Source organism: Noviherbaspirillum saxi, from assembly GCF_003591035.1.
Lineage (GTDB): Bacteria > Pseudomonadota > Gammaproteobacteria > Burkholderiales > Burkholderiaceae_D > Noviherbaspirillum > Noviherbaspirillum saxi.
Window position 1 is genome coordinate 42510 of sequence record NZ_QYUO01000002.1, and the last position, 22836, is coordinate 65345.

Below are 22836 nucleotides of genomic sequence, written 5' to 3' on the forward strand. Positions count from 1 at the left end.
AAGTGAAACGTAGGCTTGCCATAGTGCACAACATAGTAATAAAGCGACAAAACTAAGTGCCATAAGTTCACTCTTTTGCGTCCCGTCTAAAAATTATTTCAATGATCGCGCCGGCCCTATCCTTATTTGCATTCCATCAAAAATCCATCGTTGCCACTCAATACACTTCCCTTACCGCAATCGCGCAGAGCTGCTCTCTAGAAGTTCTGCCGAGCGCTCGGATGTCACCGAGTTAACAAACGCGTTTTCAATTCAATAAGGGGAATATTTATGGCACTTACCGCAACGCAAACGGCTCTCACCAAACTTTATGTCGGCGCCTTCATGCGCGCTCCAGAGCGCGAAGGTCTCATGTACTGGGATGCCCAGCTATCGAGCGGTACTCCTTTCTCGCAAGTCGTCAATACGGTATTTAGCCTGCCTGTGGTGAAGGCGATTTATCCCGACTCGATGACGAACGCCCAATTCCTGACTGCGGTCTATACCAATGTGTTCGGCAAGGTTCCGGATGCTGGCGGTCTCGCATACTGGAACTCTCAAATCGGTGCCGGGCAGCAGCGCGGTCAAGTCGTGACCGCGATGATCGATGCGGGCCTGAACTCACCGGATGGGACACCGGGCAAGGCATTCATCTTGAATCGTGTCGAGGCGGCAAAATATGTGGCTGAATTGCAGCTGATCCGCGGCACCACGGTCGATGAACATAAGCTGATCGAGCTGATCACGAGTATCGATGAATCCCAAGCTAGCTATCAGGCCGGTATTGCCGCGCTTGAAAAAGCAGTGGCTGTGCCATTCGGTCCCACACCCGGACAAACCACCGGCACTGGCACAGCATCGACCGATCTGTTCATCTTCGGCAATGTTGATGCCAATAACTACCGAGTGATCAACGGCCTCACGGCGGGTGATATGGTCAGCGTCGCAGCTGCGGCCGACACAAACGGCGATTATCAATTGGCATCGGTCGGGAGCGCTGCCGCGGTGGACGCACGCGGCGAATGGTTCTTCAATGCCGCGTCCGATAACCTCACCTACTGGAACACGCTAACCAACTCGGCAGCCACGGTGCAGCTCACCGGTGTCAATACAGTATCGGTAAATCCCAATGCCGTGTTTACCGTTCTGAGCTGATTACACGGAACCGACGCGTTCTCATGCTATAGGACGCGCTGTCGAATAAAGGCTTGCCTTCAGTGAAGGCAAGCCTTTATTTTCATTAGGGCATGTCAGTGACAATCCGGCACATCCTGGTCCAGATACACTTCGAATGCAATATGCCGAACGCGTTTCTTCGTCAGTTGCTCGGGGAACTGGCTCGATGACCATTCATTCGAAACCCGCTTAAGCATCGCCGTCGTAGCCTTGTCTGCAACAGGAACCAGAAAAGCCAAGGTGCTTGCAGGTCCCGGAGTCAAGCGCGCAGAAAATTTTTTCCATTCGGGCAATCGGGTCAACTCTTCCAGCATGGCGCTGTCATGTACCGCCGCATCGCAACCGCCTATCCGCAAGGCCAGCAGGGAATCGGCAGGCGCTCGGACAAGCTGCTCAACCGCGCCATATTTCGCTGCCAGCATGCCGACGTACAGGCCGCCCTCCGAAGTACAGACCTTGCGGCCCTTCAATTGCTGCCACGACTTGATATCCGTGTCCGAGCGCATAATAGCCATTGGCCGCGCGATGTATCCTGCAGGAATGGCAGTTATCGATGCAGGCAACACCACGCCTTCCGGAACCGTGGCAAGAACGACATCGGCCTTGCCGGAAGCTAGTGCGGTTTCCGCTTTCGCCGGTTCCGCCTTCACCATCGATACGCGCAGTTGCAGGCGCTGCGCAAGGTCTTGCAACAATTCGGTATCGATCGCTTCAGCGGTCCTGAACTTCATGCCGCCCTTATATTCCGGCACCGGATACTTGATGCCCGCGACTAGCTCGCCGCGCGCCCTGGCACGCTCCAATCCGGTTTCGGTGGCGGTCGCCGGCGTCGCTGCGGCAACCGCCATCGTCGCCAGGCAGCTTAGTGCAGCGATCATGCATTGCGAGCGATGTGGGCCGAAGAAGCTCTTCATACGATCATCAAACGTATTGATAGCGTAATACCCGATGCCTGAGATTTTCCAGCAGAAGCTGGTCGATGAGCGGAGCAAGAATCGCAATGGCAAGGATGTTGGTCATCACACCGACCATGTCGGCTGTTTCGCCCGCATACGACAGCGAGCGACCCAGCCCTTTTCCGAAACCGATCAGCATTTCCGCCGATATCAGTGCGCGCCATGCGTTACCGAATGCCAGCTGAGCACCCGTGATCAGCTCAGGCATTACCGCCGGCAGATAAACGCGCTTGAGCATGTCCCAGCGCGAAGCACCCATCACGCGCGCTGCCGATACATGGACATGCTGCACGCTCTCGGTTGCGTTCATGACCGACAACGCTGCCGGGAAGAATGCGGCGATCGCAACGACGACAATGATGGGCGTGCTGCCAAAGCCCATCACGATCAACAGCAGCGGCACCCAGCAGATCGACGGTATCGATTGCAGGATGATGATTGCGGATTTCAGTACCGCGCGAAAAAAGAACTGCACCGCACCGATCAAACCGAAACCGATACCGAATACCAGCGCGACACCGTAACCGGCACCCAGGCGCAGCAAGCTGTCGCGCAAGCCTTGCAGAAAACTGGCCGACTGCACTTCCTGCACCAGACGCATGATCACGGTCGCCACATCGGGCATCAGAAAATCGGGCAATATCCATGCTGCGGTTTGCCAGCCCAAAAGAATAAATACGACGGCGAGAACGAAAGCGAGTTTCTTTTGATTGCCGGAAATGCGAATACGATTGCTCATGGTTTCTTAAATCAGATGGCCGGCTTGCGCCGGCCACCGGGTAATGTGAAAAAGCCTTGACCTTGGCAGGTCCACCACAACTTGCAAGCCGATGCGGGCGGCGTCCGTTGCTCGATCTTAAAGCTTGCGCTCTTTCTGCCAGCTCAAGTCCAGAATGGAATTCACGTCAAACGGTTTACCGTCGCGCGTCTTCAGCGAACCCTGATCCTGCAGGATGTTTGCAATCTCCTGCATTCTTGCCTGTTCCTTCTGGCTAAGGATAGGGCTGAAAGTCTGGCTCTTGATCGCGTCGGTGATGACTGTTTCGCGCGGCAGCTCGCCCTTGTTCAGGGTCTTGAGCGTCGGCTCGGAAATGAAGTAACCGGCAATCAGCTTGGACGCATCGGCGGGTTTCTTTTGCAGCAGGTCGATGGCCTCGCGCTGCGCATCCAGAGATTTCCAGACCGCATCTTTACGCTTCTTCAAGGTTTCACCCGAAGTGATGACAACCATGCACGGGAACGGCCATACTTCACCGATTTCATAAATCTGTTTCACCGGTGCGATCAATTGTGCAATGCTCGCCTGCGGTTCGAACAGGAAAGCCGCATCGACGCGCTTGCCGACCAGCGATTGGACGGCAACCTGCGGACTGACGCCCATCACGTTGACATCATCCGGCTTGAGCCCGGCTTCCTTCAGCACGACGCCTTTGAGTACGGTATCGGCAGTGCTTCCTTCTGCCTGCGAGGCAAGGGTCTTGCCTTTGAGATCGGCCACTTTCTTGATGCCGGAATCGTCGCGCGCAATGATTGCGTGATAGCCGTGCTGCGCGCCACCGACCACTTTCAGATCGGCTCCCTTGGATGCCCATGCCACTGCATTGGTAAATCCGAGCACGCCGGAATCAAGCTGGCCACCGACAATTGCCTTGATCAGGTCGGTGCCCGACTTGAATTCGACCAGCTCGACATCCAGTCCCTGCTTTTTGTAATAGCCGGCTTCATGCGCCAGGATGGCCTGTGCATCATCCATCACACGGAGATAGCCGACCTTGAATTTTTCAGCTGCAAATGCCTGACTCGCCAAGGCCAGGGAAATCAATGCGGGAACTGCAAGTTTTGCCAATTTCATACTTCTGCTCCTTCTAATAATTTTGCGACGTCGTCCTGCTCTGCGTGTATGCCCAGCAATCCGAGGATTTGCCTGCGCATTGACGCGAACTCCGACAAGTCATGTGTCTTTTCATGCCGGGTCAAATTGAATTCCTTGAGCACCTTTGCCGGACGAGGGCTGAATACCAGTATACGATCCGCCAGGAATAATGCCTCATCGACATCGTGCGTCACCAGTAATACGGTCGGATGCACTTCGCGTATCAGTTCGCGCAGTGCATCCTGCAGAGTCATGCGCGTGAGCGCATCGAGAGCCCCGAACGGCTCATCCAGCAACAGGACTTTTGGATTGGACACGAATGCGCGCGCAAGCGCTGCACGTTGCCGCATGCCGCCGGAAACCTGATGCGGATAATAATCTTCAAAACCTTTCAGGTTGACCTTTTCCAGCCATTCAAATGCCTGAACACGCGCCTGCTTTTTGTTGACCTTTTGAAATTCCAGAGCGAGCCCAACGTTTTGCGCAAGTGTCAACCAAGGATAGAGTGCATTTTCCTGGAACATCAGGGTGCGCTCGGGATGCGGTCCTTCGATGATGCGATCGTTGGCGAGCACAGTGCCGCTGGTCGGACTTTCAAGTCCGGCAGCGATATGCAGCAAAGTCGATTTTCCGCAGCCGGAAGGACCAACCAATGCCACCAGTTGTCCTTCTTCGAACTCACGGCTGAAATTCTCGATGACTTTCAAGCCTGAGAAATCTTTTCCTATCTGATTGAACGTTAACTTCATTGAACCTATTGCTCCTGGACGGGGATCCGGTAGGCGCGGTTTAAAAATATCGCCGCGCTGATTACTTTTTTCTATATGTGAATGTAGTGATATCGGTCATCTATCACAACAACTTTAAGTTGCTTAGCTTATTCAGGAGGGGAATAAGCTAAGCAATTGGCAGTGAACCGGAATATATAATTATCAGGAAAGCAAGACTGGTAACAGGATCGCGCCCCACGTCAAACCAGCAAGTAGCAAGGCCAGACATACTGCCGCACTACCAAAATCCTTCGCATTTTTGGATAAGGGATGGCACTCCAGCGATATCCTATCCACAACTGCCTCTATTGCCGAATTGATCAGTTCTACGATCAAGACCAGCAGCAGCACAACGATCAATGCCAGCTTTTGCATGAGGGTTACCGGCAGAAACAAGGCAAGCATGGCTGCCGGTATCATTACCATCAGTTCCTGCCGAAATGCATGTTCGGTCCTCCAGGCGGTTTTCAATCCCGCCAGCGAATAGCGAACCGCAGCAAGCACCCGTTTGAAACCGCTCTTGCTTTTAAATTCACTGGTTTGTGCTTCGCCTTTATGCATATCTGCCTCTTTGCCGAGATACCCTGTTCGCAGGGCGCGTGAAGCGTACACCGCTTTTATCCGGACGTCGATAAAAGGACATTGTCGCCAATAACTTTTGGCTAAGATTACTTGCTGTCCAAATCGCTGGAATCGTAATAAATCGACTTTTTCATTTTTTCACATTGTGGTATAACACCCTTATTGCAACGCACCAACCACATTATGAAAACTGAACAAGGCAACGATAACAGTCAGATTTCGATTCAAGTCATCGAACGCATGATCTCGCTTTTGGACGCACTCGCGCAGTATCCCGACCCCGTCAGCCTGAAAGAATTGTCAACAGTCACAGGCCTGCATCCGTCGACCGCACACCGCATTCTGAACGACCTTGTGGTCAAACGCTTTGTGGATCGCGCCGAGGCCGGCTCTTATCGCCTCGGCATGCGCCTGCTTGAATTGGGCAATATCGTCAAAAGCCGTTTGGATGTACGCGAAGCCGCCCTGGAATTCATGCGTGCCTTGCATCGCAAGACCCATCAAACCATTAACCTGTCGGTACGGCAAGGCGACGAAATCGTCTACATCGACCGCTCTTTCTCGGAGCGCTCCGGCATGCAGGTGGTGCGTGCGATCGGCGGTCGTGCCCCTCTGCATCTGACGTCGACCGGCAAGCTGTTCCTGTCCGCCGACGACCCCAAGCAGGTGCGCGCCTATGCGACCCGTACCGGTCTGGCCGGTCACAATAAGAATTCCATCACCGATCTGGTCAAGCTGGAACGCGAACTCAGCCTGGTCCGCGCACGCGGCTATGCACGTGACAATGAGGAGTTGGAACTTGGGGTGCGCTGCATGGCAGCCGGGATTTTCGATGATAGCGGCAAGCTGATTGCCGGCTTGTCGATATCGGCGCCGGCAGACCGCCTGCAGGAAGAGTGGGTGGAAGACTTGATCGGCACCGCCGGCGAGATATCGGCTGTGCTGGGCCACGTGCAGCAAGGCGCAGTTGCCTGAAGCGGCATTCAGAACTTCAGCCGACCCGCCGGTACAAGCCGCTTTCCATTGAAAGCGGCTTGTACCGCGATACGAATGGCGCTGCCATCAGGCCGTCGCTTCTGTCCACGCTCAGGATGCCGAATACCGGCATGCTTTCATAAAACAATTGCAACGTGCGCCGCTGCAGATAAGCACCGAAATCCGGCAGCGCATGACGGCAGACAATCAACTGGAATTCGTTGAACGATGCATCGGTTGCAAGGCTGTATTGCGCCCATGTGATATTGCTGCGTAATTCCTCGCTGAAAATCGACCGTCCCTGCTGCCTTCCGCAATAGTCGCTGAGCGAAGCCCGGCCGCCGCTTTCGCGATAATTCTCCGCATACTCCGGAAGACGTTCCACGGCAAAGCGTCCGCTGCTTGCTTCATCGAGCAACGCTGGATTCTCCGCAGTTGCGAAAATCTGCGTGCGGCCATGCAAGCCTTCTTCAACCAGCAGGATGTCGAGCGCGCACACCTCTTCCGCCGACACGCATTCAGCGACCCAGATTTTCGGCGACGGGCAGGAACGCAGCCAAGGCACCATGACATCGCGCAGCGACCGGTAGTAAGCCGGATCGTCGAACAATGCAGTCGGCCGCGGGCTCAACGCCCGCAGCAGACCGGCTCCGGCATCCGGATCGTGCAATACGCGTTCCTGCAACGCCGATACGGTTGCCGCACCGGTTTCCTGCATCAGACCATGCAAGCGCCGTTTGACCGATTCGCGCTGGTAACCGCGAAAGTCATGGCCGAAGTACCGGTACACGCCCTCCAGCAGGAGGTCGATTTCCAGGTCTTCGACAAGCTGTTCGGAATGGTCGGCCGTCATGGTCGGTCCTATTGATGCAGCCACACGCGCATCAGCGACAGCAGTTGCGCGACATCCACCGGCTTGGTGATGTAATCCGATGCGCCAGCCGCCAGACACTTGTCGCGGTCGCCTTTCATCGCCTTGGCGGTCAACGTAATGATGGGCAGCGACTTGAACTTCGGAATGGCGCGAATTGCGCGCATCGTGTCATAGCCATCCATCTCCGGCATCATGATGTCCATTAACACGATCTCGATGGTCGGGTCCTTTTCCAGCACTTCGATACCGTCGCGGCCATTCTCGGCGAACAATACCTTCATCTGGTGGCGTTCCAGCACCGAGCTCAGGGCGAAAATGTTGCGCAAGTCATCATCGACGATCAACACCTTGCGACCGATCAGGCCGCCATCGGATTCCTGGATGTCGGCCAGCATGCGGCGCTGCATCTCCGGCAGGCTGGTCGGCGAACGATGCAGGAACAGCGCTGTTTCGTCGAGCAGGCGTTCCGGCGAGCGCGCATCCTTGACCACGATAGTCTTGGCGATGCGCTTGAGGTGTGTGACTTCCTTGCGGCTGAGTTCCTTGGCGGTATAGATGACCACTGGCAGATTGCGCAGGCTGGCATCGTCGCCGATCTTGTCGAGCAGATCGAAGCCGGTAATATCGGGCAGCGTCAGGTCCAGCACCATGCAGTCGAATTGATTGGCATGCAAGGCTTCCATCGCTTCCTTGCCGCTGCCGACTGCGACGATGTGCACGTCGCCGGTACCGATCAGGCTCACGATTGCATCGCGCTGCATGTTGTCGTCCTCGACCACCAGCAAGCTGCGCTTGCCGCGGATCAGAAATTGCTGGATACGCGCAAATTCTTCTTGCAGGCGTTCGCGGCTGACGGGCTTGTGCAGATAGGAGATCGCTCCCTGTCGGAGTACGCGTTCGCGTTCCTTCAGATTGGTCATCACATGCACCGGGATATGACGTGTACTCGGGTCGCGCTTGAGCCGGTCGAGCACGGTAAAGCCGTCGATGTCCGGCAGGTCGATGTCCAGCAGGATCGCCGCAGGCAGATAGTCGCGCGCCAGCGTCAGCGTCGAATCGCCATGATGCGTGACGATACCCTTGAAATTCTTTTCGCGTGCATAGTCAAGGAGGATGCCGGCAAAGCGGGCATCGTCTTCAACGATCAAAATCGACGGATCGCCCGGCGCCACCAATGCCCGATCGTCCGATGTGCCTTCATATGAAATTACTGCCGGTTGGACACTGATCTGCGAATGGTGCAGTTCCTCGACATCGCTGACTTCATATGTCTTGTAAATCGGGCCGGACTGCATGATAGCGAGCGGTGTCGGCGACTGCAGCGTGTCCTGACTGATGAAGCCGGATCGATTGTACGGCAGGAACAGGGTAAAGGTACTGCCTGCGCCGACCACACTTTCCACCCTGATTTCGCCGCCGAGCAGGCGGGCCAGTTCGCGGCTGATCGACAGGCCCAGACCGGTACCGCCGTATTTGCGCGCGGTACTACCGTCGGCCTGCTGGAAGGCTTCGAAAATCAGCTGCAGCTTGTCGGATGCAATGCCGACGCCGGTATCGGTGACCGAGAAGGCCAACACCGCATCGGCCTGATTAAGGTTTGGGTGATCCGGCGTCCAGCCCACTAAGGCACGACCGATATGCAGCGAAACTTCGCCATGGCTGGTGAACTTGAACGCATTCGACAGCAGATTCTTCAGGATCTGCTGCAGGCGTGTGGTGTCGGTCATCATCGCCACCGGAAGCTCGTCCGACAGTTCAACCGAGAAGTTCAGCTGCTTGGCTTCGGCCATATGGCGGAAGGTCCGTTCCACATAACCGGAAAGCGTACGGAAGCGATACTCGCTGAGTTCCAGCGTGACCGTACCGGATTCGATCTTCGACAGATCGAGAATGTCGTTAATCAGCGTCAGCAGGTCGCTGCCCGAGCCGTAGATCGTTTTTGCGAATTCCACCTGGCGCAGGCTCAGGTTGCCGTCCGGGTTGTCGGACAGCTGCTGCGCCAGGATCAGCAAGCTGTTGAGCGGGGTGCGCAATTCATGCGACATGTTCGCAAGGAACTCGGATTTGTACTTGGATGACAGTGCAAGCTGGGTTGCCTTTTCTTCCAGCGCCAGCTTCGCCTGTTCCACCTCGCGGTTCTTGCGCTCCACTTCGATGTTCTGTTCGGATAGCAGGCGTGCCTTTTCCGCCAGCTCCAGATTGGTTTGCTGGAGTTCCTGCGCCAGCGACTGGGATTGCGTCAGCAAGCTCTCGGTACGGCTGTTCGCCTCGATGGTGTTCAACACCACGCCGATCGATTCCATCAGCTGGTCGAGGAACCAGAGGTGGGTTTCGGTAAAGCGGTCCAGCGATGCGATTTCGATGACCGCTTTCACCTGTTGTTCGAACAGGATAGGCAATACCACGATATTGGTCGGCGGCGCCGCCCCCAGACCGGACGAGACCTGGATATAGTCGCGCGGCACATTGGTCAGCCAGATGCGCTGCTTTTCCAGCGCGCACTGACCGACCAGACCTTCGCCCGGCAGGAAAGAGGTTGGCAGCTTGCGGCTGGAACGATAACCATAGCTGGCAATCATGCGCAGACGGGCATCCTGCTCCTGCGAGTCCATCATGTAGAACACGCCATGATGGGCAGAAACCAGCGGTGCCAGTTCCGACAGGATCAGCGTCGTCACCGCGGTCAGGTCGCGCTGGCCCTGCAGCAATCGGGTGAATCGCGCCAGGTTGGTTTTCAGCCAGTCCTGCTGCGCATTCTTTTGCGTGGTTTCCTTCAGGTTGCGGATCATCTCGTTGATGTTGTCCTTGAGGTCCGCCACCTCGCCGCGCGCTTCCACCTGAATCGAACGGGACAAGTCGCCGCGTGTCACCGCAGTCGCCACTTCCGCAATCGCACGCACCTGGGTTGTCAGGTTCGCTGCGAGCTGGTTGACGTTTTCGGTCAAGTCTTTCCAGGTACCCGCCGCACCCGGCACCGATGCCTGGCCACCGAGTTTTCCTTCCACGCCGACCTCACGCGCCACCGTGGTTGCCTGGTCGGCGAACACTGCCAGCGTATCGGTCATTTCATTGATCGTATTGGCCAGCGCCGCGATTTCGCCGCGTGCCGCCACCGTGAGTTTTTTCTTCAGGTCGCCGTTCGCTACCGCAGTCACCACGCCCGCGATACCACGCACCTGCGCGGTCAGGTTCGCCGCCATGAAGTTCACGTTGTCCGTCAAGTCCTTCCAGGTACCGGCCGCGCCTTCGACCTGTGCCTGCCCGCCCAGCTTGCCTTCGGTACCCACTTCACGCGCCACCCGCGTTACTTCCGATGCGAACGAGGACAACTGGTCCACCATCACGTTGATGGTGTTTTTCAGTTCGAGAATTTCGCCCTTCACGTCCACCGTGATCTTCTTGGACAAGTCGCCGCGCGCCACCGCGGTCGTCACTTCCGCAATGTTACGCACCTGACCGGTCAGATTCGACGCCATGAAGTTCACGTTGTCGGTCAAGTCCTTCCAGGTACCCGATGCGCCGGGAACGTTCGCCTGACCGCCGAGACGGCCTTCGGTACCCACCTCACGCGCCACCCGCGTCACTTCGGACGCGAAGGAACGCAACTGGTCCACCATCGTGTTGATCGTGTCCTTGAGCTGCAGGATTTCGCCGCGCACGTCCACCGTAATCTTTTTCGACAAGTCGCCGTTCGCCACCGCGGTCGTCACATCCGCGATGTTACGCACCTGCGAGGTCAGGTTACCCGCCATCGAGTTCACCGAGTCGGTCAAGTCTTTCCAGGTACCGGCAACGCCCGGCACGTTGGCTTGGCCGCCCAGCTTGCCTTCGGTACCCACTTCACGCGCCACCCGCGTCACTTCCGATGCAAACGAAGACAATTGATCCACCATCACGTTGATGGTGTTTTTCAGTTCGAGAATTTCACCCTTCACGTCCACCGTGATCTTTTCGACAAATCCCCGGGCCACCGCGGTCGTCACTTCCGCGATGTTACGCACCTGACCGGTCAGATTCGACGCCATGAAGTTCACGTTGTCGGTCAATCCTTCCAGGTGCCGCCCACGCCTTCACCTGCGCCTGGCCGCCCAGCTTGCCCTTCGGTACCCACTTCACGTGCCACCCGCGTCACTTCGATGCAAACGAATGCAACTGGTCCACCATCACGTTGATGGTGTTTTCAGTTCAAATTTCGCCGCGCACGTCCACGGTAATCTTTTTCGACAAGTCGCCGTTCGCCACCGCGGTCGTCACATCCGCGATGTTACGCACCTGCGAGGTCAGGTTACCCGCCATCGAGTTCACCGAGTCGGTCAAGTCTTTCCAGGTACCGGCAACGCCCGGCACGTTGGCCTGGCCGCCCAGTTTGCCCTCGGTACCCACTTCACGCGCCACCCGCGTCACTTCCGATGCAAACGAGGACAACTGGTCGACCATCGTGTTTGCCGTCGATGCGGCACGCAGAAACTGTCCCTTGAGGGGGCGTCCATCCACGTCGAGCGCCATCGTTTGCGACAGATCGCCCTTCGCCACCGCACCGATCACGCGCGCCATTTCGGTAGTTGGATGCACCAGGTCGTCGATCAGGGTATTGACGGATTTGACGATGGTCGCCCAGCCGCCAGCTACGCTTGGAACCGAGGCACGCTGGGTAAGTCGCCCCTCGCGTCCGACTACACGACTCACTTCCGTGATTTCACGTGTAAGCTGCTCGTTGGTTTCCATGATCTCGTTGAGGATGTCCGCGATCTTCCCTGCGAGACCAGTAAGATCGGACGGCATTCGGATCGAGAAATCGCCTTTTTTCAACGCGGTCATGACGCCCAACAGAAGTTTGGCATCCAACTCGTCGGTCAATTTCGTTCTGGTATCCATTCAATGTCTCCGATGCTTCGTTCAACGTTCGTTTTGTCATGCGCTCGGCCGGTTTGGGCCGCCTGGTGCTCAGGTGGTTTGATGACGCGTCAACGCGGGTCTGTCATCAGAGAGGTACAAGACAAATCATACCCAGCAGATGCCTAGCATTGGCTGCCCTGCGCTTCTTGGTAGACCTGGCGTCCGTCACGTCATTGCGCACATGAGACCTTTCCGATAAGAAAGGAATTCCCTATTCTCGGGCAATTGATGATTGCAGGCAATTACCTGCATCGTAGGGAGGATTAATAGTCGAAGTACTATTGAGAAATATCAAATACGCGTTGCTCGGATGCGGAACCGGTTGCAACGGCGACCCTTTCAGGTCATCTCATTGAATTTGCTGGCATCGAGTTTGACGGCTTCCGCTTCACGCTTGCGTTTTGCGGTTTGTCCACGCTTACGCGCCGGTTTGGCCCCTTCGGCACCGTCTGATGCACGCCGGTTGAATTCGGTCGACATTCCCTCGGCAAGAGTGAATTGATTTGCAGCATTGCCTGCCGTATCGTCAAGTGGGATCGATACGGTAAGCGTCGTACCGGCTTCTTCTCCGGTATCAATCTCGAAATCGCCACCCAGTGTGCTTACTCGCTCCTTGATGCCGACGAGTCCAAAGGAGTTCGCTTTTCGGCGGCAGCCGGGGAAAATGCCCACGCCATTGTCGGCAACACTCATATACAAGCGGGAACCGGTATGTGTCAGCGTAATTGTCGCTTTGGTCGCGCGCGCATGGCGGAAGACGTTATTCAGAGACTCCTGCAAGATGCGGAACAGCGCCGTGGCGCGCCCATCGTCCATCACCAGTTCGGCTTCCGGCATCATCAGTGCGCAGGCAATGCTCGTACGTCGCTGGAATTCCTTCACCTGCCATTCAATCGCCGCGTTCAGACCTAGGTCAAGGACAGTTGGCCGCAGGTTATTGATGATGGCGCGCATTGCCTTCATGGTGCTGTCGATATGATCGAGCACCGAATGTACCTTTTTGTTGAGCTTCGGATGGGTTGCACCGGTACGTGCATGCAGCATGGCGATATCGATGCGCAAGGCGAGAAGATTCTGTCCGAGTTCATCATGGATCTCGCGTGCGATGCGCTTGCGCTCGTCTTCCTTGATGCGCTCCTGGTAGCTGGCCAGCTGGCGGAGTTCTTCCTGCGATTGACGCAGTGCCTCTTCCGCAAGTCGACGCTCATTGATGTGTTCCAGATCCTGCTTGCGCTGTTCCTTGAGATCCAGATTCAGCTGTTCGAACTCTTGCTTCTGATGCTGCAGTTGCAGGTTCTTTTTTGCCAATTCGACAAATACCGCAACCTTGGTCTGCAGAATCTGCGGAATGATGGGCGTAAACAAATAATCGACCGCGCCACGTTGATAACCCTTGAGACGATTCATTTCGTCGGCGTAATGCGCTGTCACGAAGATGATTGGAACCGCGGATGAACGCGGATGGGAATGAATCGCTTCGGCGGTCTCGAAACCATCCATGCTTGGCATGCTGACATCGAGCAGAATCACTGCAAAATCGTTGGTCAATACCTTGCGCAGCGCTTCCTCGCCGGAACGTGCAGTAATGACTTCGTAGCCGTCACGCTCGGTGAGCAGGCTGGCGAGCGCAAGAAGGCTTGCAGGATCATCATTGACAAGTAGGACCTTAGGGATAAACACGGGTATGGAAGCTTTTGCAATTGAACGGCAACAGCAAAGAGCCTTACTTGCATAAAAGCATACCTGCCCCACGCAAAGGCGCTCAACCCGCCATCCGTAATGATTAATTAAACTTTAGAGCAAAATGGCGCCGATAACCGGATTTCTCAAATCTTATTTTTTAGAAACGTTTCCGCCCTTCACTACGGGCCAATGTAACATAAAACCGCTGCCATCCTGACGCAGTGATGGCTTGGGTTTGCGCGAACTCACATCGGCTGTCTTTATCAGCTTTGATTGGCAGCAGTTTGGGCAACAGTTTGCGGCCTTGCATGCCCCAGCCATTTGCGAATACGGCCGGCATCGGCAAGTCTTGAATCCTTACCCTTGGAATCGAGAAACACCATCACAACCGGACGGCCATCTATGCGCGTCTGCATGACTAGGCACCTTCCGGCTTCGGAAATATAGCCTGTCTTTTGCAAACCGATTTCCCAGTCCGGATTCATCACGAGCCGGTTCGAGTTCATGTAGTTGAGCTGACGTCCGGCCCCGGTATCTACGGCATACCGTGGATCCGTCGAATATTCCCTGATAACTGGATAGTGATGCGCAGCAATGGCCAGCTTCGCCAGATCGCGCGCGCTGGCGATATTCTGACTGGAAAGCCCGGTCGGATCCGCATAGTGGGTGTTGGTCATGCCCAACGCCTTCGCTTTTGCATTCATCGCCGCGACGAATGCCGCCAATCCACCCGGATAGTTACGTCCGAGCGCCGATGCCGCGCGGTTTTCCGAACTCATCAATGCGATATGAAGCATGTCGCCGCGAGTCATATGCGCGCCGACGCGCAGACGGGAGGTACTATTTTTTTCCCGATCGACATCGTCCGAGGTTACCTCGAGCACTTCATCCATGTTCTGACGAGCCTCGACAACGACGAGCGCTGTCATCAATTTCGTCAGCGAAGCGATGGGCAGCGCAACAGTGGCATTCTTTTCAAAGAGAATCTGGGAAGTCGTCTGATCGACCACGAGCGCAGCGTTGGACGCGAGCCCAACCGCATCCCGAGTCATATGCAGACCGGCGATATCGCCCGCTGTCATCACCGGCGGCGCGACTGGTGTCGGAGTTGTAAAGGCAACCCGCTGAAAACCGGATTTGCGTTGATTTTCCGTACTCGATCTGGCTCCCGCTTGCCGCAGCGAGGCCTTGACGGCGACGGGTCGCGCGGCACGACGCACGTTCGTTTTGCGATTCTGACTTTTCGCGACGGCGGCTTTTTTTACGGATTGTTTTTTGGCGGACTTGGCGCCTGTCGAGCCTTGCGCATGCGCTGCAGGCGCAGCCATACCGAGGACGAATAACGAAATGACTATACCTAGCGCGGACTTAAACATCTGCACCACTCCCCTATTCTTGCAAGTCGACATTATATCTTGCAGTTTAGCAAAATAGTGAAAATGAGCAAGCAAATTAGGAGCTTAGCGCAGGCAATTAAACAGTTTTCTCAATGAATATTGAGAAAGCGCAACGCGATCCTTTCCGCACTACATTTAGTTCCATACTAGAAATTTATCGGCCAGGTTATTTATTCCCTGAAACGCACAAAATCCGTCAATGGTGCACGCTCGGTGACAAGTGAATTCTCTACTTTCAGTGGATCCGCATAACCCATTGACATGCCGCAAACGATCATTTCATTGGGCGGCAACTCCAGCACTTCCGCAATCACCTTATGAAACTGGGTAAACGCTGCTTGCGGGCAGGTGTCGATGCTGCGGCCGCGCGCGGCAATCATCACATTTTGAAGGAACATGCCGTAATCCAGCCACGACCCTTGCTGCATGACGCGATCGATTGTAAAAATCAGGCCGACCGGCGCACCAAAGAACTGGTAGTTGCGTCCGTGCTGCTCATGCATGCCCGTCTTGTTTTCCCGTGTCAGGCCAAGCAATGCGTAGAGATCCCAACCAACCTTGCGGCGTCGATCTATGTATGGCGCCACCCATTCGCGCGGATAGTAGCTGTACTCTTCCTGATGCTGCTTGAGCAGCGCCGCATCGTTGTGCACGTTTAAGATTTCTTCGGACAGGCGATCCTTGTGCGCCCCGGTCAGCACATAAACCTTCCACGGCTGGGTATTCGTCCCGGATGGCGCCCTTGCCGCGACTTCCAGTATTGCTTCGATGTCCTCGCGCGCTACCGGAGTCGGAAGAAAGGCGCGTATCGATCGCCTCGAACGGATCGCTTCATCCACCGCCTGTTGGGCAAGACTATTCGTCATGATTGCACTACCTCCAATGTTGCCAGCAAGGCGCGCATGTCTTCCGGTATTGGGCTCGGCTTGCGCATATTCCGATCTACATAGACGTGCACGAAATGGCCTTGAGCCGATGCCGTGTCTTCATCCTCGCGGAAAATACCGACTTCATACCGAACGCTGGAATTGCCGAGCTTGGTGACGCGCAAACCCGCCGTGACACGCTCCGGGAACGCAACCGATGCAAAGTAATTGCACTGCGTTTCGATCACCAGCCCGATCACGGGACCGCGCTCCACATCGAGCACCCGATTGGCAATCAGGAATTGATTGACCACCGTATCAAACCAGCTGTAGTACACAACGTTGTTGACATGCCCATACGCGTCGTTGTCCATCCAGCGCGTTGTAATCGTATGGAAGTGCTTGAAGTCGCTTCTTTTTTTTGCTTCAACTCGCATTGTTCACTTTCTTACTACCAGAGCCACCCCGACGACGGCCAGCACCATGCCGGCAATTCCGACCATGCTGAACGCCTCCCCAAACATCACCCATGCCATGACCGCAGTGGTCGGCGGGGTCAAATATAACAAGCTTGTCACCTGTGTCGCCGCACTTTTGCGGATCAGCGCAAACAGCAGAAAAATCGCACCTATGGACAGGGCGAATATCGACCACAACAGCGCGCCGATAAATTCCGGCGTCCATGCTACGGTTTCAAGCGGCAGACTCAAACCTTCGAATGCGATCGCCAGCGGCAACACCACCACGATGGACGCAGCGAACTGGATGATCGTTCCGGTCCGAAGATCGAAGCTTGCGCAATAGCGTTTCTGGTACAAGGTGCCAACCGTGATCGACAATAGCGCAAACACGCACAGCATGATGGTTTGCCATGATAAGCCGATCAACGAAATCTTGTTTGCCACCACCAGGCCGACGCCGCAGATTCCGAACCCCAGACCGACCCACTGGCGACCGCGCACCGATTCACCTACCAATGGCGCGGCAAACGCGGTAAGTATCGGCTGCATGCCGACAATCAGTGCCGATAGCCCGGCCGGCATGCCGAGCTTGATCGCGCACCACACGCCGCCGAGATAGCCGGCCTGTACCAGAATGCCGGCAATGGCAATATGTCCCATACGCCCTTTCGGCCATGGTGCACGCATGATCAGCACGAGCGGCAGCAGTACGATGAGCACCCCGACAAAACGCAGCAATAGAAACGTCAGCGGCTCGGCGTAGGGCAGGCCGAATTTTGCAACGATAAAACCGGTGCTCCATATCACGACGAACACGAAGGGCATTGCGGATAGCCATGGACTTTGGCCAGGCTGAAGGAGGGAGCGAGAGGATGCAGGGACACTCATGGATTGAAATCGGCGTGGGCAGACCACGCATAAGCTGATGCGATTGCAATAGTCTGTATGTGGATGGCAACCGTGTCTTGGATGTTCTTGCCATACCCGCCCGCCATCGCAATCGCCACTGGGATATGGCGTTCACGCGCATGATCCAGTACCGTTCGGTCGCGCGCAGCAAGTCCCTCCACCGTCAAGTGCAATCTACCAAGCCGGTCGCCTTCATGCGGATCCGCCCCAGCTAAGTAAATGATCAGGTCTGGCGAAAAGCGCTCGAACATTGCCGACAAGGCCGCTTGCAGCGCACTCAGGTATTCCTCATCGCCCGTTCCATCAGGCAGGTCGACGTCAAGATCGCTGTCTTCTTTCTTGAACGGATAGTTATGCTCGCCATGCAATGACAGGGTGAATATCGAATCGTCACGCGCGAGAATGGACGCCGTCCCATTGCCTTGATGGACATCCAGATCGACAATCGCGACGCGCCGAACCCGCCGCTCGGCCTGCATCAGCCGCGCGGCGATTGCCGCATCGTTAAATACGCAAAAACCCTCTCCCCGGTCCGCATAGGCATGGTGGGTACCGCCGGCGAGATTGGCGGCGATACCTGATTCCAGAGCCGAGCGACACGCGGCTATCGTCGCGCCTGCTGATCGCCGTGAACGCTCGACCATTTGCGGAGACCATGGAAAGCCGATCGTCTTTTGTTCAGCCGGAGACAGATGTCCGCCGGAGACGCGTTCTATATAAGTAGGATGGTGTGCCAGCGCCAATACGCCATCGGTGGTGTGTGCCGCTTCATGAATTTTCACTCCAGGCACTGTCGCGAGCACGCCCTCGCGTACAAGGCGATATTTCTGCATCGGGAATCGATGTCCGGAAGGCAGGGGCAGTACGAAATGGTCGCTGTAAAACGCTTTCACAGGGGCCGCAACTGTTAGATAGGGGACATCGAGTTTAGCATGCGTCGGCTATCACATATTTAGGCAAGAATGCTGCGAAAAAAGCAACTTTATAAACTTTGTTCCATTTTTGTGCTTCGCAACAAAAGTTGTTGACGCGACTGTTTTTTTCATTAAAATGCGAATTGTTGCGACGCACAAAACCCGATCGTTACTGCATCACCCCTCTTCCAAGTCGTACTTTCTCTTTAAGGAGACCGTCATGTTTGCATTCCCAGAGCAGTTTTCCGCAGCATCCAAAGCCAACGTTGAAGCGCAAATTTCCCTGTTCAGCAGCCTGACCGCAAAGACTTTCGAAGGTGTGGAAAAGCTGATCGAATTGAACCTGAATTCCGTCAAAACGTCGTTCGAAGAATCAAATGCTGCAGCAAAGCAATTGCTGAGCGTAAAGGATCCCCAAGAGTGGCTGTCGCTGGCGGCAGCACAAGCCCAGCCGAACGCCGAAAAAGCACTGGCCTTTGGTCGTCAGGTAGCAAGCATCACTTCCGGCGTGCAAGCCGAATACACCAAGGCTGCGGAAGCCCAAGTCGCTGAAACCAGCCGCAAACTGCTCGAGTTGTTCGAAGAAGTCACCAAGAATGCGCCAGCCGGTTCCGAAAACGCCATTGCGATGATCAAGTCCGCAATCGGCAACGCCAACGCCGGTTACGAACAACTGACGAAGTCCACCAAGCAGGCAGTAGAAACACTGGAAACGAACCTGAACACCGCAGTTAGCCAGTTCACCCAGCCTGAAGCGGCCGCAAAAGCCACTGCCCGCGCAGCAAAGAAATAATCTCTGTCAGCCGGCCGCGCCGGGCCGGTATTGAAATGGTTTTTGGGTAGCCCCGCAGTGCGGGGCTATTTTTTTATGTGCGCCCGGCAGGGCGCACTCACTTGGAGGTGAAAGTCCTCTGCTCACCCGACAAGGGGAAGAGCTAGCTGAACGGCAAGGGTGTCGCGGGCGACTGTGAATCTGAAGGAAGCCGAAGGCAAAGCGCTGGCCTGACGAACAGGAAGCGGATAGGAGGCAACGCAGCCGGGTAAGACGTCATCTACCGTCGAAGCCCGAAACTTGTCCGGAAGGCTGCGGGGTAGATCCGACAGGCATAAGCGTGAAGGTGGGTGCGCAATACCCGGGGAGATCTGCATACGTGCCATTGTGCTACCGGCATCGCGAGATGACGGGATGCTTATGCAGAAGTCAGCAGAGGGCATAGTAGGCGAGGACGGGGACGGTGAGTCCAGAAATCCTGCCGAAGGCCTGAACATGAACAACGCGAGTAGGACATTCGACCTCGATGCAAGCCGACGACGCAACAAAGCAGGCAACTGCGCCAGACACGGAAGGAAGCGATCGGAAATTGCGGTGGATCGTGCCGGGTGCCGAGGCAAGCACGGCGGCGGATGGGCAAACGAAAGCGGAAGGGCCGTGGCAGATGGAGGCCGTGGTCGAACGTAATAACCTCTGGCAAGCGTATGAGCGGGTCATGCGGAACAAGGGAGCTGCGGGTGGCGATGGACTGACCGTGGCCGACTTCAAGTCATGGCTGCAACAACACTGGCCAGCGGTCAGGGCAGCACTGCTGGCAGGCGAATACATGCCCCGCGCGGTACGCAAAGTGGAAATACCGAAGCCGAACGGCGGAATACGAACACTGGGCATCCCGACGGTGCTGGATCGACTGATCCAGCAAGCGCTGCTGCAAGTTCTACAGCCAGAATGTGAATCCGGATTCTCCGAACACAGCTACGGGTTTCGCCCGGGCCGCAATGCATGGCAAGCGGTACAGCAAGCCCAAGGCTATATCCGGGAAGGCCGCCGCTGGGTGGTCGACCTCGATCTGGAGAAGTTCTTCGACCGTGTGAACCACGACATCCTGATGGCGCGGGTAGCACGCAAGGTCAAGGACGAACGGATTTTGAAACTGATCCGGCGCTACCTCGAAGCGGGCATGATGGCCGATGGGATCGTCAGCGCGAGGACGGAGGGTACACCGCAAGGTGGGCCCCTGTCACCACTGCTGTCGAACATCCTGCTGACCGATCTTGACCGTGAACTGGAGCGCCGGGGACACCGGTTCTGCCGCTACGCCGACGACTGCAATATCTATGTTGGAAGCGAAAAGGCAGGACAGCGCGCAATGGCAGAAATCACCGATTACCTGGAGTGCAAACTGAAGCTTCGGGTCAATCGGGAGAAAAGCGCCGTGGCGCGGCCTTGGCACAGGAAGTTTCTTGGCTACAGCTTTACGAGACACAAGCAGGTACGTCTGCAGATCGCCGACAGCAGCATCAAGCGGCTGAAAGACAAGGTGCGGGAAATCGTCGTCGGAAATGCCTCGCGCAACCTCGTCGCCACGATCACCGCACTCAACCCAGTGTTGCGTGGCTGGATGTCGTACTTCCGGCTGACCGAGGTAAAAGGTGTGCTGCAAGAGCTGGACGGGTGGATACGTCGCAAGCTGCGGTGCCTGTTATGGCGTCAATGGAAACATCCGGCGACACGTAACCGGCGCCTGCAGCAAAGGGGCCTCACCGCACATCGGGCATGGAAATCGGCAAGCAATGGACGTGGCCCATGGTGGAACGCCGGCGCCAGCCACATGAACGATGCGTTTCCAAAACGCTTCTTTGACACACTAGGTTTGGTTTCGCTGCCGGGCACCCGGCAGCGCTTCCAGTTTGATTAATGAACCGCCGTATGCGGAACCGCACGTACGGTGGTGTGAGAGGGCGGTGAGGGCGATCTCACCCCCTACTCGATCCCTTGTTTTTGCCTATGGCGTTCAGCGGCTTGCCTTTGCAATGGAACGGGCAAGAATCGCAACCGGAACAAAGGCAATCAGCACGATTGCCAGCGCCGGGTAGGCAGCCTCCCCGAGTCGCTCATCGGACGCAAGCTGATGCGTGATGACGGCCAGCGTATCGAAATTGAATGGCCGTACCGTCAGCGTTGCCGGCAATTCCTTGACTACATCCACGAACACCAACAAACCTGCGGTCGCCACGCTACGCCAAAGCAACGGGACATGCACACGCAACAACATGGAGCCCAGGCCATGCCCGAGCACCCGTGCGCTGGCATCCATGCTTGGCGTAATCTTGATCAGCCCTGCCTGGACCGTCTGATAGGACACGGCAAGAAAGCGCACCAGGTAAGCATAGATAAGAGCTACCACGCTGCCGGTCAACACCAGCCCCCAGCCACGCTCGGCGCTCCATGCGTCCAGTCTGGACAACGGAATCAAAATCCCGACCGCGATGACGGCCCCTGGCACGGCATAGCCCATGCTGACGATGCGGTTGCATGCAGCCTGCAATTCGCTGCGCGTCACGCGAGCCGCGTACGCCAGCAAGAGACAGATGACAATTGCGATCAAGGCGGTCAATCCGGCAAGCAGTATGCTATTGCCCAGCCATCCTGCAAAGCGCTCGCTAAAGACGAAAGATTCTTCCTGCAACGCAAGGCGAAGCAGAATGACGACCGGGATAACAAAGCCAAGCAGTACCGGCACCGCGCAAAACAATGACGATATCCATGCCTGCGCACCGCCTAGTTGCAATGGAGGCTGCAAGCGCGTCCGGCTGCCTATTGCGTAATACCGGGCGCGTCCGCGGCTCGACTGCTCGATCACCATGAGCAGCGTGATGGCCATCAGCAACACCGCTGCGATTTGCGCGGCTGCGGTACGGTCGGAAAACGCATACCAGGATTTATAAATTCCGGTCGTCAGTGTAGGCACACCAAAATACGCAACGGCGCCATAGTCGGCCAGCGTTTCCATCAGCGCCAGCGCGATACCGGCCACGGCGGCGGGCCGGGCCAACGGAAGACTGATCTTGATGAAAGCTTCCCATGGTCCGGAACCGAGCGTGCGTGCCGCATCCCACATGCGCGGACTGCGTTCCAGAAACGCGGTACGGGCCAGCAGATATACATAGGGATATAGCACCATCGCAAACAGAATGCCGGCACCGCCGATCGAACGGATTTGCGGAAACCAGTAGTCCCGAGCTTCCCACCCGAAAGCAGAGCGCAGGGCAGTTTGTACCGGTCCCGAAAACTGAAGGAAATCCGTGTACGCATAGGCAACGACATAGGCCGGCATCGCAAGCGGCAAGACCAATGCCCATTCAAATATCTTTTTCCCCGGAAAGTTGAATACCGCCACCAGCCAGGCGCATGCAACGCCGCCGATTCCGGCAAAAATCGCGACGATCGCGGCAATGGCCAAGCTATTGAAAAGATATTCGGGCATTACCGTTGCCCAGAGATGCCCGAAGGTATCCGCACCGGCGGCTTCGCTCACTGTAAGCAGGTTTGATAGCACACCGACAATAGGTATGCCGACCAGAACGGCTACCGCGAGCGAAGCGAGCAAGAGAGCTTGAGCGCCGCCGCGGCAGACGTGCTTGGCACCGCAGGCGTTCGGCCACTGCATCGGGTGTCGCATAAAGATCTGCAATCCTGTGTACGGGTTAAGTAAATGAGAATTATAATCAATAAGAATTCCTAACCTGCAAT

At 56.2% G+C, this 22836-nt stretch carries 19 protein-coding genes; 4 read left to right on the forward strand and 15 right to left on the reverse strand.

The genetic code is table 11. The features are described from left to right. The first annotated feature begins 270 nt into the window (after window positions 1–270). Entirely contained in the window at window positions 271–1134 is an 864-nt protein-coding gene (locus D3871_RS16050; protein ID WP_119770134.1) for a DUF4214 domain-containing protein, read from the forward strand. A 95-nt stretch (window positions 1135–1229) separates the two neighbouring features. Here the strand turns inward: D3871_RS16050 and D3871_RS16055 are convergent, their stop codons facing one another. From D3871_RS16055 to D3871_RS16075, 5 genes are all read right to left on the reverse strand, one after another. Further along, window positions 1230–2069, reverse strand: coding sequence for a type 2 periplasmic-binding domain-containing protein (locus D3871_RS16055; protein WP_233575677.1), 840 nt, complete (start codon window positions 2067–2069; stop codon window positions 1230–1232). Window positions 2070–2076: 7 nt separating this feature from the next. Continuing rightward, window positions 2077–2850, reverse strand: coding sequence for an ABC transporter permease (locus D3871_RS16060; protein WP_119770135.1), 774 nt, complete (start codon window positions 2848–2850; stop codon window positions 2077–2079). A 117-nt stretch (window positions 2851–2967) separates the two neighbouring features. Next, window positions 2968–3963, reverse strand: a complete 996-nt coding sequence (locus tag D3871_RS16065) for an ABC transporter substrate-binding protein (protein ID WP_119770136.1) — start codon at window positions 3961–3963, stop codon at window positions 2968–2970. Beyond that, on the reverse strand, window positions 3960–4733 hold the full coding sequence (locus D3871_RS16070) for an ABC transporter ATP-binding protein (RefSeq protein WP_119770137.1): 774 nt from the start codon (window positions 4731–4733) through the stop codon (window positions 3960–3962). Before D3871_RS16070 ends, D3871_RS16065 begins: the two co-directional genes overlap by 4 nt. Window positions 4734–4916: 183 nt before the next feature. Continuing rightward, window positions 4917–5315 (reverse strand): diacylglycerol kinase, encoded by a 399-nt coding sequence (locus tag D3871_RS16075; RefSeq protein WP_119770138.1) that lies wholly within the window; start codon window positions 5313–5315, stop codon window positions 4917–4919. A 204-nt stretch (window positions 5316–5519) separates the two neighbouring features. Between D3871_RS16075 and D3871_RS16080 the strand changes: the two genes are divergently transcribed. Then, window positions 5520–6311: an IclR family transcriptional regulator gene (locus D3871_RS16080; protein WP_119770139.1), complete on the forward strand. Its 792-nt coding sequence runs from the start codon at window positions 5520–5522 to the stop codon at window positions 6309–6311. Window positions 6312–6327: 16 nt separating this feature from the next. Here the strand turns inward: D3871_RS16080 and D3871_RS16085 are convergent, their stop codons facing one another. The 9 genes from D3871_RS16085 to D3871_RS16120 all read right to left on the reverse strand — a co-directional run bounded on the left by D3871_RS16085 (window position 6328) and on the right by D3871_RS16120 (window position 18290). Then, window positions 6328–7164 (reverse strand): CheR family methyltransferase, encoded by an 837-nt coding sequence (locus tag D3871_RS16085; protein WP_119770140.1) that lies wholly within the window; start codon window positions 7162–7164, stop codon window positions 6328–6330. A gap of 8 nt (window positions 7165–7172) precedes the next feature. Beyond that, the gene (locus D3871_RS16090; protein WP_476638924.1) at window positions 7173–11231 is read right to left on the reverse strand and encodes a response regulator; all 4059 of its coding nucleotides are present in this window, start codon (window positions 11229–11231) and stop codon (window positions 7173–7175) included. A 139-nt stretch (window positions 11232–11370) separates the two neighbouring features. Continuing rightward, a complete protein-coding gene (locus D3871_RS31875) occupies window positions 11371–12060 on the reverse strand; it encodes a HAMP domain-containing protein (protein WP_476638925.1) in 690 nt (229 codons plus the stop codon). 360 nt (window positions 12061–12420) lie between these two features. After that, on the reverse strand, window positions 12421–13761 hold the full coding sequence (locus D3871_RS16095; RefSeq protein ID WP_119770141.1) for an ATP-binding response regulator: 1341 nt from the start codon (window positions 13759–13761) through the stop codon (window positions 12421–12423). 266 nt (window positions 13762–14027) lie between these two features. Beyond that, on the reverse strand, window positions 14028–15140 hold the full coding sequence (pbpG, locus tag D3871_RS16100; protein ID WP_119770142.1) for a D-alanyl-D-alanine endopeptidase: 1113 nt from the start codon (window positions 15138–15140) through the stop codon (window positions 14028–14030). A 191-nt stretch (window positions 15141–15331) separates the two neighbouring features. Further along, window positions 15332–16027, reverse strand: a complete 696-nt coding sequence (locus tag D3871_RS16105) for a nitroreductase (RefSeq protein WP_119770143.1) — start codon at window positions 16025–16027, stop codon at window positions 15332–15334. After that, window positions 16024–16464 (reverse strand): acyl-CoA thioesterase, encoded by a 441-nt coding sequence (locus D3871_RS16110; RefSeq protein WP_119770144.1) that lies wholly within the window; start codon window positions 16462–16464, stop codon window positions 16024–16026. Before D3871_RS16110 ends, D3871_RS16105 begins: the two co-directional genes overlap by 4 nt. Window positions 16465–16467: 3 nt before the next feature. Next, window positions 16468–17313 (reverse strand): DMT family transporter, encoded by an 846-nt coding sequence (locus D3871_RS16115; protein ID WP_420799665.1) that lies wholly within the window; start codon window positions 17311–17313, stop codon window positions 16468–16470. Between the two features lie 59 nt (window positions 17314–17372). Then, window positions 17373–18290 (reverse strand): histone deacetylase family protein, encoded by a 918-nt coding sequence (locus D3871_RS16120; RefSeq protein WP_119770146.1) that lies wholly within the window; start codon window positions 18288–18290, stop codon window positions 17373–17375. A gap of 241 nt (window positions 18291–18531) precedes the next feature. On the opposite strand from D3871_RS16120, the gene phaP reads away from it, so the two are divergent. Then, entirely contained in the window at window positions 18532–19104 is a 573-nt protein-coding gene (phaP, locus tag D3871_RS16125) for a TIGR01841 family phasin (RefSeq protein WP_119770147.1), read from the forward strand. A gap of 505 nt (window positions 19105–19609) precedes the next feature. Beyond that, window positions 19610–21001 carry a group II intron reverse transcriptase/maturase gene (ltrA, locus tag D3871_RS16130; protein ID WP_119770148.1) on the forward strand — a complete coding sequence of 464 codons (1392 nt, stop codon included), beginning with the start codon at window positions 19610–19612 and terminating at the stop codon, window positions 20999–21001. Between the two features lie 96 nt (window positions 21002–21097). Here ltrA and D3871_RS16135 read toward each other — a convergent pair whose 3' ends face one another. Then, on the reverse strand, window positions 21098–22765 hold the full coding sequence (locus D3871_RS16135) for an ABC transporter permease (RefSeq protein ID WP_338016846.1): 1668 nt from the start codon (window positions 22763–22765) through the stop codon (window positions 21098–21100). Window positions 22766–22836 lie beyond the last annotated feature (71 nt).

Excerpts from the sequence above, each read along its gene's own strand:
- D3871_RS16050 (WP_119770134.1), top strand. The coding sequence starts at position 271 with ATGGCACTTACCGCAACGCAAACGGCTCTCACCAAACTTTATGTCGGC.
- D3871_RS16055 (WP_233575677.1), bottom strand. The coding sequence starts at position 2,069 with ATGAAGAGCTTCTTCGGCCCACATCGCTCGCAATGCATGATCGCTGCA.
- D3871_RS16060 (WP_119770135.1), bottom strand. The coding sequence starts at position 2,850 with ATGAGCAATCGTATTCGCATTTCCGGCAATCAAAAGAAACTCGCTTTC.
- D3871_RS16065 (WP_119770136.1), bottom strand. The coding sequence starts at position 3,963 with ATGAAATTGGCAAAACTTGCAGTTCCCGCATTGATTTCCCTGGCCTTG.
- D3871_RS16070 (WP_119770137.1), bottom strand. The coding sequence starts at position 4,733 with ATGAAGTTAACGTTCAATCAGATAGGAAAAGATTTCTCAGGCTTGAAA.
- D3871_RS16075 (WP_119770138.1), bottom strand. The coding sequence starts at position 5,315 with ATGCATAAAGGCGAAGCACAAACCAGTGAATTTAAAAGCAAGAGCGGT.
- D3871_RS16080 (WP_119770139.1), top strand. The coding sequence starts at position 5,520 with ATGAAAACTGAACAAGGCAACGATAACAGTCAGATTTCGATTCAAGTC.
- D3871_RS16085 (WP_119770140.1), bottom strand. The coding sequence starts at position 7,164 with ATGACGGCCGACCATTCCGAACAGCTTGTCGAAGACCTGGAAATCGAC.
- D3871_RS31875 (WP_476638925.1), bottom strand. The coding sequence starts at position 12,060 with ATGGATACCAGAACGAAATTGACCGACGAGTTGGATGCCAAACTTCTG.
- pbpG (WP_119770142.1), bottom strand. The coding sequence starts at position 15,140 with ATGTTTAAGTCCGCGCTAGGTATAGTCATTTCGTTATTCGTCCTCGGT.
- D3871_RS16105 (WP_119770143.1), bottom strand. The coding sequence starts at position 16,027 with ATGACGAATAGTCTTGCCCAACAGGCGGTGGATGAAGCGATCCGTTCG.
- D3871_RS16110 (WP_119770144.1), bottom strand. The coding sequence starts at position 16,464 with ATGCGAGTTGAAGCAAAAAAAAGAAGCGACTTCAAGCACTTCCATACG.
- D3871_RS16115 (WP_420799665.1), bottom strand. The coding sequence starts at position 17,313 with ATGCCCTTCGTGTTCGTCGTGATATGGAGCACCGGTTTTATCGTTGCA.
- phaP (WP_119770147.1), top strand. The coding sequence starts at position 18,532 with ATGTTTGCATTCCCAGAGCAGTTTTCCGCAGCATCCAAAGCCAACGTT.
- ltrA (WP_119770148.1), top strand. The coding sequence starts at position 19,610 with ATGCAAGCCGACGACGCAACAAAGCAGGCAACTGCGCCAGACACGGAA.
- D3871_RS16135 (WP_338016846.1), bottom strand. The coding sequence starts at position 22,765 with ATGCGACACCCGATGCAGTGGCCGAACGCCTGCGGTGCCAAGCACGTC.